At 65.4% G+C, this 10557-nt stretch carries 8 protein-coding genes and 1 pseudogene; 7 read left to right on the top strand and 2 right to left on the bottom strand.

The window, feature by feature from the left end; all coding sequences use genetic code 11:
* Positions 1-378 (top strand): annotated as a pseudogene (locus JOZ76_RS15435) (hypothetical protein); the annotation flags it as partial.
* Positions 379-436: 58 nt separating this feature from the next.
* On the opposite strand, the gene JOZ76_RS15430 reads toward JOZ76_RS15435, so the two are convergent.
* On the bottom strand, positions 437-3727 hold the full coding sequence (locus JOZ76_RS15430; RefSeq protein WP_291699481.1) for an adenylate/guanylate cyclase domain-containing protein: 3291 nt from the start codon (positions 3725-3727) through the stop codon (positions 437-439).
* Positions 3728-4179: 452 nt separating this feature from the next.
* On the opposite strand from JOZ76_RS15430, the gene JOZ76_RS15425 reads away from it, so the two are divergent.
* The 3 genes from JOZ76_RS15425 (at position 4180) to JOZ76_RS15415 (ending at position 7104) form a co-directional block, all read left to right on the top strand.
* Positions 4180-4578, top strand: a complete 399-nt coding sequence (locus JOZ76_RS15425) for a nuclear transport factor 2 family protein (RefSeq protein WP_291699480.1) — start codon at positions 4180-4182, stop codon at positions 4576-4578.
* A gap of 140 nt (positions 4579-4718) precedes the next feature.
* Complete coding sequence (locus JOZ76_RS15420; protein ID WP_291699479.1) at positions 4719-6371, top strand: tetratricopeptide repeat protein; 1653 nt, start codon at positions 4719-4721, stop codon at positions 6369-6371.
* Between the two features lie 130 nt (positions 6372-6501).
* Positions 6502-7104, top strand: coding sequence for an outer membrane protein (locus tag JOZ76_RS15415; protein ID WP_291699478.1), 603 nt, complete (start codon positions 6502-6504; stop codon positions 7102-7104).
* On the opposite strand, the gene JOZ76_RS15410 is transcribed toward JOZ76_RS15415, so the two are convergent.
* Complete coding sequence (locus tag JOZ76_RS15410; protein WP_291699477.1) at positions 7105-7368, bottom strand: DUF3551 domain-containing protein; 264 nt, start codon at positions 7366-7368, stop codon at positions 7105-7107.
* 172 nt (positions 7369-7540) lie between these two features.
* On the opposite strand from JOZ76_RS15410, the gene JOZ76_RS15405 reads away from it, so the two are divergent.
* The 3 genes from JOZ76_RS15405 to JOZ76_RS15395 all read left to right on the top strand — a co-directional run bounded on the left by JOZ76_RS15405 (position 7541) and on the right by JOZ76_RS15395 (position 10316).
* A complete protein-coding gene (locus JOZ76_RS15405) occupies positions 7541-8281 on the top strand; it encodes a metallophosphoesterase family protein (protein WP_291699476.1) in 741 nt (246 codons plus the stop codon).
* A 4-nt stretch (positions 8282-8285) separates the two neighbouring features.
* Entirely contained in the window at positions 8286-9737 is a 1452-nt protein-coding gene (locus tag JOZ76_RS15400; RefSeq protein WP_291699475.1) for a serine/threonine protein kinase, read from the top strand.
* Between the two features lie 114 nt (positions 9738-9851).
* Entirely contained in the window at positions 9852-10316 is a 465-nt protein-coding gene (locus JOZ76_RS15395; protein ID WP_291699474.1) for a hypothetical protein, read from the top strand.
* Positions 10317-10557 lie beyond the last annotated feature (241 nt).

The following is a 10557-nucleotide window of genomic DNA, read 5'->3' as shown; positions in this document are numbered from 1 at the left end:
GTCGAGCCGCATTCGGTCGAAGGCGATTCCGGCTCGGTCTATCTCTGGATCGAGGCGCTCGACGAGGACAACCACCCGAGCGGCGTGCCGCGGGCGTTTCGCCTGCCGTTTACCGATCAACTCGCTGATAAGACTCACACCGCGATGAACGAGATCAAAGCGGGACATCCGCAGGGCGGCCGCGCCGCCGATTTCGGCGGCGGCGAGGGCCGTCTCATCGATGCGGTACGCGAATACATCACGCCGAAGACGGTGATCGAGACCTCTGGCGGCGATTCCTCGACCGGCGAATTCATCGCGCCACCGCCGGGCGGCGAAGGGGTGGTGTTCACCCCGCTGCCGCCGCCGCGCATGCCGCCGAAGGACGAGCAGGATTAGGAGTGGGGCGACCGGTAGAACCTCCTGCGCATCAAGCCCCTTGGATAGGCTTCCGCGGTCAGGTTGCCATCGCAATATCGATTGCCGGCAGGAACGCGGTCATGCCGGCTGAAGCAAGGGCGGTGCGAATGCGCGCGAGTTCGTCTCGCACTGGATCGCCAGCGCCTTTGCGCAGCCACGCGCAAAGCGCGCGACCGCGGGCGGCGAACAGATCCGCCCACGCCAGCGGCTCCGCGCGGGTATAGTCCTGCAGTCTGCCGACATAGGCCAGCGCCCCCTCGGCATCGCGCGCCGACAAAAGCGCCTCGATTGCATCGCGGTAGAACCAGAGATGATTGTGCCCCACCGAGCCTCGGCCGAGCATGGCCTCGCCTTCCGCGAGCAGGGTTGCGCGCTCGCCGGGGCTCTCGACCGCGCGGCTCAGCGCGCTGATCACCTTGGGACCGCAAAACTGCATTCCGGCATCCCGGCAGATTGCCAGCGCCTCGCGAAGCAGCGACTCTGCTTCGGCGCGACGACCGGCGTGGAGCAGCAGACGCGCTTCCATCTCGAGGCCTTGAGCCTCGAAACGCCGAGCGCCGAGTTGCCGGGCAATCCGCATGACGCGCGCCAGATAGGCCTTGGCCGCCTGATACTCGGCCAGCTCATAACAGGCGAAGGCGCCGGCAATTTCTCCGAGCAGCTCGGCCCGGGGCTGGCCGACCAAAGCGGCGACGCGCGCGGCGGCATCGCCATCCTCGCGCGCCTGGCGTATTTCGTTCAGATACATGCGGCTGAAGCCGACCATTGAGCGGTTGGCGACCTCGATACGGCCGAACCCGTGCTGCTGGCAAAGCGCAACGCAGCGGCCGAAATAGTCGCAGGCCGTCTTCATCTTGCCCTGGGCATAGGCTGCGTCGGCAAGACCGCCCAGCGCGCGTGCCTCGGCCTCGGCCGAGCCGGAGCGCCGCGCGTAATCGAGACCGCGCTCATGCTCCTCGCGGCAACCGTCGACCTTGCCAAGCGGAAAGAAGATGTTGCCTCTCAGATGATGCAGCCGGGCAAGCTCGCTCACCATGCCGTGGCGCTCGGCCACAGCTTGTGCCTGCGCGAGCAATTCGAGCGCCTCGGTCAGACCTTCGCTGACGCGCAAGCCCTCTGCGAGGCCCAGCCGCGCCCGGCACAGCGCGGTTTCGTCCGAGGACGCCGCCATTGCCGATCGATAGGACGCGATCGATGATGCGATGTCGCCAAGATCGCGCTGCAACTCGCCGCGGAGGCAGATCAGGGAATGCCGATCGGCTTCCGCGCGCGCGATCTGCAGGCCGCGTTCCGCGAGGCGCAGCGCGGCATCGATGTGATAGTCGGCGCGTTGGGCCGTGGCCGCTTGCAGATACGCATCCGCCGCCCGCTCGTCCTCGGCACGGTCCAGGTGCTGGGCGCACAATACGAGATCCTGCGCCTCGAACCATTCGGCGGCGCGCTGATGCAGTTGCTTTCGGCGCGAGCGCAGCAGCGATGAATAGGCGCCTTCCTGGATCAGCGCATGTGCAAACAGAAAATCCTCGCCTTCCGGCAGCGCCAGCGCATTGCTGATCAGCCCATCGCAGACGTAGTTCGGCTCATCGACGAGGTGACGCAAGAGAGCGAGAGAAAAGCGCTGGCCGATCACGGCGGCGGCCTGCAGCGCCTGACGATCGGACGACGAGAGCCGGTCCATGCGTGCCAGCACGAGGCTTTGAATCGACGGCGGAACGGCATCCGCGGTGCCTTCCTCGACGTTGCGCAGGAGCTGCTCGAGAAACAGCGGATTGCCGGCGGCGCGCTCGATGCAGGCGATGGCAACGCGCTGTGTTGCGTCCATGAAGCTGCCGGCAAGGCTCAAGGCCTCATCGCGGCGCAGCGGACCGAGATCGATCGTCGCGAAGGGAACACCCCGACAGCTCGCGCGCCATACCGTGTCGATCGGGTCACCCTCGACACGCGATGTCAAGATCAGGAGGCCGGGACCCTCGGTCAATGCCGACGCAAATGCCGTGAGCAGTCCAAGCAGCTGCGGATCGGCCCAATGAAGGTCCTCCACCAGGGTGAACGTCGGCCGTTCGGCGCAAGCACGGGCCGCGATGGCATTGGCGACCGCCCGCCTGCCGCGGTTTCGTGCCGCGTTGTCCATCGCGTCGTAGAGGATACGCGTCTCCGCAGTCTGCGGCAGGTCCAGTAGATCGTACAGAAAGGCAAGGTGTTCGGCTGGCACCACCTTCGCCGCGATCAACTCGTCGATGCTCTGCTGCCTGGCCTCGACGCTGGAAATGGCAGCGAGTCCCAGCATGCTGGCCAGCAGCGCGCGAACGGCATCCTGGCCCCGGCCCACCCCGAAATCGAGCACCAGTCCGCGGTGGGCGGTGAAGCCAGCTGCCTCCGCAAGGCGGCGCATCTCCTCGACGAGCCGCGTCTTGCCGATTCCGGCTTCGCCACGCACGTGGACAATTTGTCCACTCCGCCGCGCCAGCGTTGCCGCAAGCATGGCCTTGAATTGCTCGAGCTCGGCGACCCGTCCGACAAACGCGCTGCGGCTCGCGGAGCCTGAATCGTTCGCAAGGCCGTCCAGTCGCCAGATGCGCACAGGGGCGTCGAAGCCCTTCACGTCAGTTTCACCCAGCGCGGCGCAGGCTGCGCGATCGGCAAGCGCGCGATAGACGTCGCCGGACAGTAGCGTCTCGCCGGGCCCGGCGAGCGCGACCAGCCGTGCCGCGAGGTTCACACTGTTGCCGAGAACGGTGTAGTCGTGCGTGTCGACACGACTGAGAGTCCCGGCGACCACCTCGCCGCTGGCAATGCCAATATGGGCCTGCAGCTCGCGCGTCGAGGTCTCCGCGCTGCGCGCGAGCGCGGCGTGGATGTCCAGCGCCGCACGCGCCGCGCGCAGCGGATCGTCGTCATGCGCTCGGGGTGCGCCGAAGAGCGCCATCACCGCGTCACCAATGTGCTTGTCGACACTCCCCCCATATCCGACCACGATGCCGTCCACCTGGGCCGTGAAGGCTGCGACCAGTTCGCGCAGCTGCTCGGGGTCGAGGGATCGGGACAAGGTCGTGAACCCGCAGAGGTCGGCGAACAGGATCGTGACCTGGCGACGCTCGCCACCCGCTGTGTCCGCAGAGCCGGAAGGCTTGCGTATCGGGGCCGACCTCAGCTCATCGATCGCGGCCAGGAGGCGCTTGCGATGACCGAGGGAGTTCACGCCAAGCTCTTTGAGATCGGCGTCGGTGAGCTGCGCAACGACATCGAAGTCGATGTCGTTCGCGGCAAAGGCAGGGGCATACTGGGTCAGGCCCAGCTTTCGCAGCCATTGCTCGATCGCCCTGCTCAACGGGTACCTCGTGCGCCGCGGAATGCGGCAGGTTACTCGCTATGACGAATGAATCAAGGAGGCGTGGCAGAGATCGGCGCTCTGCGGTGCGGCGGGACGACCGGCCTGCGGTACCGTTTGCCGCTCCATCAACTCCGCTGCGGGTCGCTGTGTCTAGCTGAACCTTTTCTCCGTCGGTTTGACTCACGTCATGCCCAGGCTCGCACACCGGGCTTTCAGAAGCTTAAGTGCTGGCGGGCGTCGCTCGGGCTCGTGCCGCTTCGCAACAGATGCTCCGGGAGAAGTGAACAGCCCACTGCGGCATGCATTGGTGAATTCAGCAAAGCGCAGGAGGAGCCTATGCCGAACTCTCTCGCCGTTTTCCTTTTCTGGCGCGGCGCTGTTCTTTGCGGCCTCGACTGCTTTGGCCGGAGAACAGGTGCTTGAATTCAACCTTGGCAAGGAGGATTCCGATGGCATCCAATATCGAGACGACGAAGAAAGGCTATGAATATTTTCAACGAGGCGACATCCCGGGTCTGCTGCGTGAGCTGATCGATGACAGCTGCACCTGGATCATTCCAGGTCCGAAGGACAAGCTGCCATGGGCTGGCACTTTCAACGGGAAGCAGGAGATTGCAAATTTCTTCGCGCAGGTCGGCGAGAATCTCGAGTTCACCGAGTTTGGACCGCGCGAGCTGATAGAGCAGGGCGAAACAGTCGTGGCCCTGGGGACCCTGACCGGACGGGTCAAGAGAACAGGCAAGACCATGAGGAACGAATGGGCGCACGTGTTCAGGTATCGTGACGGAAAAGTGGTGCTCTTCCAGGAATACATTGACACTGCGGCAGACGTGCTCGCACTGTCCTGACGAATGCGCTTGAACGCGTCGGTCTGAAGTGCTTCCACGGCCGTCCACACCGGCTGTGCGCAGCCGAAATCCAAAGCGCGATACTGCTCCACCACAAAGCCCTCGCGCTTTAGAAGCGATCACTTGGGAAGCAAAGGGCCATGACCTATTTCGACCTCGGGCCGTACAGCCGCAAGATCACGACGTCTTCGCCGGAAACCCAGCTCTGGTTCGACCGGGGACTGAACTGGCTGTTCGGCTTCAACCATGGTGAGGCGATCAAGTGTTTTCAGCGGGCGCTCGATCACGATCCGCAATGCGCGATGGCGCATTGGGGCATCAGCTACGCCTCGGGGCCCAACTATAACCTGCCCTGGGTTCGCTATGACCCGCTCGGACGGCAAATGGCGCTTTCGGCATCGTATGACGCCATGCAGGGCGCACTCTCGCACGCGCCGAAAGCCAGCGCGGTCGAGCGGGCGATGATCGAGGCGCTGCCGGCGCGCTATCCGCAGCGCGAGGCGATCGAGGATCTGTCGCCGTGGGACAAGGCCTTCACGAAACAGATGCGGAAGATTTTCGAGGCCTTCCCCGACGATCTCGACGTCCGTGCGGTCTTTGCCGAATCGATCATGAACGAGACGCCGTGGCAGATGTGGGACCTGGGCTCAGGCAAGCCCACGGAAGGCACGGAGGAGTGTCGGGCGCTGCTCGAACAGGCGCTCGAGAAAGTCCCGGCCGCGTGGGATCACCCGGGGCTGCTGCATCTCTATGTCCACCTGATGGAGATGTCGCCGTTTCCGCAGCGGGCGCTGCGGGCCGGCGACCGCTTGCGCGAGATCGTGCCCGAGGGTGGTCACCTGATCCACATGCCGACACATCTGGATGTGTTGTGCGGGAACTACCATGACGTCCTCGTCTACAATCGGAAGGCGCTGGCGGCCGATCGCAAGTTCCTCGCCTTTTCGACCGATCCGGGCGTCTACCTGGTGTACGTCATCCACGACTTCCACTTCGCGACCTACGGCGCGATGTTCCTCGGACAGTACACGCCCGCGATCGCGGCCGCAGAGGAGCTGATCGCCACGATCCCCGAGGCGGTGCTCCGCATCCCATCGCCGCCGATGGCGGATTTCCTCGAGGGCTATCTGACGATGAAGCAGCATGTGCTGGTGCGCTTCGGCAAATGGCGCGAGATCATCGCGCAGGAGCTGCCCGCGGACCGCGACCTCTACTGCTCGACGGTCGCGATGATCCACTACGCCAAGGCGGTCGCGCATTCGGCGCTCGGCCATGTCGCCGACGCCGAGGCTCAGAAGGCATTGTTCGCGGCGGCGAGGATCCGGGTGCCGGAGAGCCGGCGGGTGCACAACAACAAGGTCGTCGACCTGCTGGGTGTCGCCGAGGCGATGCTGAACGGCGAGCTGGACTACCGCAGGGGCAACTACGACGGCGCATTCGCGCATCTGCGCCGCTCGGTCGCGCTCAGCGACGCGCTGCCTTATGACGAGCCCTGGGGATGGATGCAGCCGACACGGCATGCGCTCGGCGCGCTGCTGCTCGAGCAGGGACGGATCGAGGAGGCCGAGGCCGTCTATCGGTCCGATCTCGGTCTCGATGGCAAGCTGAGCCGGGCCTGCCAGCATCCGGACAATGTCTGGTCGCTGCATGGCTTGCACGAATGCCTGATCCGTCGCGGCGAAAAGGTCGAGGCGGCTCTGATCGCGCAGCGGCTCGATCTGGCGCAGGCGCGGGCGGAGGTGCCGATCAAGGCCTCCTGCTTCTGCCGCAGGACGCAGCTGGCGGCGGCCTAAGCATGATGAAGTTTGCTCGAATCGGTTTGGCTGCGGCGGTTCCACCGGCATTCTTGACGACCCGCAGCGCTGCGCTGGTATTCCCGCTCGCCGGAGCGTATGGTTTTTGTGACAGCAAGTGGTGATGCGAATGTCTAGTCTTGCAACGCGATGGGGCCTTCTCGTCCTGGCGGCGCTGTGTCTCGGCGGGCGAACCGCCCATGGGCAGGCCGACCCGGTGCGATACTGGATCCCGGGCTGGCCGCTCGGCTTCGGCGGCGAGTTGGCGGCCGGCCAGGGCGCGAACAGCTATGGCAATTTTCCAGGGTTTGCGGCGAATGCTGACCGCAATGGCGGCCTTTACAATTTTCCGAGCGGCTGGTTCGTCGGCAGCGTCAGCGGCACCATGGGTCTCAGCATGAACGGCCTCATCCAGGACTCAGCGTTCGGCAACCTCCGCTACGAAGGCGCACGGTTTGGCTACAATTTTCAGAATACGCCCCTAAGAGTCTATGGCGGCTTCGACACCTTGAAATACGACAACGGGCTCGGCACGCCCTTTGCCGCCCCTGATGCCCTCACTGGTACACGGACCGGCTACAGCGCGCATGGCGGCGTCGCCTTCCAGCCGGCGCCGAATGTCAGCCTGCAACTCGGATTCGGCTACACCCAGCAGGGTGGGCGTCTCGACAGCGACACCCCATCGCCCTCGCTGTCCACCGAATCGCCCTATGCGCTGGTCGGTCACAAATAGTCAGTACCCGGGGCCTTGGCGGGGTCCGCGGCCGCGCGGTGCTTTTGCCTGCGACCAATACGGGTTGGCATAGCATGTCGCATTGCGGCCCGAGGCCGTCATCCTGCACTGATCCAGTGATGTGAAGCTGCAGTCGATGGTCATGCTGCCCTGCTGCTTGCCCTCGAAGCAAACCGGGTAGCGGGGATCGTAGCGCTGGGCCACCGTCGGCGTGATCACCGCTATCGCCGCAACCGCCAAAATTGTCCAACGAAGCCTGCGCATCGCAACCTCCTTCGTGGGGACGCCATTGAAGCTGAAGCTGCTCACCCGCGCAAGGTGCATTCGCCGGCGCACCCAACTCGGTATATCCTGCGGCGAGAACGCGGATCGCGTTTGATGTTGCTCAAGCCGTGGTGCAAGGCCGCTGCTATACTCGAGGCTTTGGAGGACGCGCGTGCTGCTGGCGGTTTTTGCCGATATCCATGCCAACCGGCCGGCGTTCGAGGCGTGCCTTGCGGCGGCCCGCGCGCGGAAGGTCGAGCGGATGATCCTTCTCGGCGACTATGTCGGTTATGGCGCCGACCCGGAATGGACGGTCGAGACCGTCATGGGCTTGGTCGAGCACGGGGCGGTGGCGATCCGCGGCAACCATGACGATGCGGTCGTGACAGCCAGCGAGACCATGAATGCCGAGGCCCAGGCCGCGATCGAGTGGACGCGCGGCAGGCTCAGCCTCGCCCAGCAGCGCTTCCTTGGCCAGCTGCCGATGACCTCCGAAGACGACGACCGCCTCTTTGTCCACTCCGAGGCCTCGGGTCCCGCACGTTGGCGCTATGTCCAGTCGACCGCCGATGCCGCCCGCAGCATGATCGCAACCAAAGCCCAAGTCACGTTCTGCGGCCACATCCACCGGCCGGCGCTCTATTCGATGTCGGTCACCGCCAAGATGACGAGCTTTGTCCCCACATCGGATGTCGCCGTGCAGCTCTTGCGCGGCCGGCAATGGCTTGCGGTCGCGGGCTCGGTCGGCCAGCCGCGCGACGGCAATCCCGCGGCGGCCTTCCTCACCTACGATACGGCCTCGCGGAACATCACCTATTGCCGCGTGCCCTATGACATCGACGCGGCCGCGCAGCGGATCCGGGACAACGGCCTGCCGCCCTGGCTCGCCGACCGCCTTGCGATGGGGCGATAGAGCCATGGCGAGCGACCTCCAGCCCGGCGCTGTGATCGACGGTTTCACCGTGGGGGAATGCGTGCATCGCGGCGGCATGGCGACGCTGTGGACCGTCACGCGTCCCGACATCACGGTGCCGCTGCTGATGAAGATCCCGCGGATCAGTGAAGGCGAGGACCCTGCCGCGATCGTCTCCTTCGAGATGGAGCAGATGATCCTGCCGCGGCTTTCGGGCCCGCATGTGCCCGCCTGTTTCGGGACCGGCGATTTCGCCCGCCAGGCCTATGTGGTGATCGAACGAATTCCCGGTGACACGCTCTACAAGCGGTTGCCAGGCCTGCCGCTGGCTTACGAGGAGGCGAGGGCGCTCGTTACCAAAATTGCGCTCGCGCTTGCCGACCTGCACCGGCAGAACGTGATCCATCACGACGTCAAGCCGTCGAGCATCATGTTCCGCGAGAGCGGCGAGGCGGTGCTGATCGATTACGGCCTGTCGCACCACAACCAGCTTCCCGATCTGCTGCAGGAAGAGTTCCGCGTGCCGTTCGGCACTGCGCCCTACATGGCCCCCGAGCGGCTGCTCGGCGTGCGCAACGATCCACGCAGCGACCTGTTCTCGCTCGGTGTGCTGCTGTATTTCTTCACCACGGGGGTGCGGCCGTTCGGCGAGACCGAGACACTGCGCGGCATGCGCCGGCGCTTGTGGCGCGATCCGCAGCCGCCGCGCCGACTTAAGGCCGATTATCCGCCGTGGCTGCAGGAGATCGTGCTGCGCTGTCTGGAGATCAAGCCGGTTTGGCGCTATCCGACCGCGGCGCAGCTCGCCTTCGATCTCGGTCATCCCGATCAGGTCAAGCTGACCGCGCGCTCGGAGAAGCTGAAGCACGACCCGTGCAGCACGGTTTTGCGGCGGCGCTTCAACCGCGATTTTAGCGCGCCGCGGCCGCGCGCCGATGTGGCTGCGCAGCTTGCGGCAAGCCCGATCGTGGCGGTGGCGCTCGATACCGCGGAGGGCTCGCCCGCCCTCAACGAAGCGCTGCGCGTGACGGCGGAGCGCATCCTGAAGACGCTGCCGGCGGCGCGGCTCGCCTGCATCAATGTCCTGAAACTCGGCCGCGTCACCATCGATCGCACGCTCGACGAGCACGGCCACAACAAGCATGTCGATCGCATGGTTCAGCTAAAACACTGGGCGCAGCCCTTGCAGCTCGATGAGAGCCGGCTCACGGTGCATGTGCTGGAGGCTGTCGATCCAGCGGCGGCTATACTCGAGTTTGCGCAGGCGAACCAGGTCGACCATTTGATCGTCGGCGCACGGCAGGACTCGCTGAGGCGCACGCTGCTCGGCAGCGTCTCCGCCAAGGTCGCCTCCGAAGCAAGCTGCACCGTGACGGTGGTGCGGCCGCCGCGGCTCGCGGTGCAGGACGCCGTTGAGGATGGGGATCAGAGCGTCGGTCCGGCCGGAGTGTTCTGATCGCAAGGTGCGGTCAGATCCGCATACGGTTCCGACCTAGCCACTTGAATGCCCTGGGGTTCCAAGCCGCTGATATCTCGACTAGGCTTTCGTGCTCTTGAGTCGGAGCGTTGCATGCAAAAGCGTCCAAAACTCGCGGCCGCGCTGGCGGCGGCCGTGTTTGTGTTGATTCCACCGGGCCCGGGCTTTGCCCAGAACGCGCCGGCGGCCCCGACCGATAACGCTGCGCCAGCGGCCAACCCGCCGCAGACCACAGCGCCCGCCGAGCCACCTTCGTCCGCGGCGGCGACGCCGGCCCCGGCCGCGTCGCCCGCACCGACGGCCGATGCTCCTGCACCGGCGACATCGCCGGCGCCGACGGCTGTGGCTCCCACGCCAACTGCGTCGCCCGCGCCGACCAGAGCCACGCCGTCTGAGACGCGGCCGCAGAAGGATACCGGCGCGGTGCCATCAAAGAAAAAGATAAAAATGACCCGGCGGCAGGAGATCGAGCACGCGCTGAAGACCGGGACGGTGCCCTCGCGCTATCGCAGCTCGGTGCCAAGGGAATATCAAAAATACATTCCGTTCGAGAGATAGCGGAACGTCTTTCTCTCGTTGAACGACGAGGCGCCATCTCACGGTAGGTGCGAGTTGCGCGGCCACTCGGTTTTGGACGACTCTCCCGCCGCATTGCCGGTATGCGCCTCCCCCGCTTGCGGGGAGGTCGCCGCGCTTGCGGCGGGTGGGGGCCGCCTTTCGCGCAGGTCCATCAGTGCGTTCTGAGACAGTGGTGCCCCACGCCAGCCCTTCCCCGCAAGCGGGGGAGGGAGCGCACCTC

It is taken from the genome of Bradyrhizobium sp. (assembly GCF_019244115.1).
Lineage (GTDB): Bacteria > Pseudomonadota > Alphaproteobacteria > Rhizobiales > Xanthobacteraceae > Bradyrhizobium.
The sequence above is the reverse complement of the archived record's forward strand: the minus strand, read 5'-3'. Positions and strand labels throughout refer to the sequence as shown.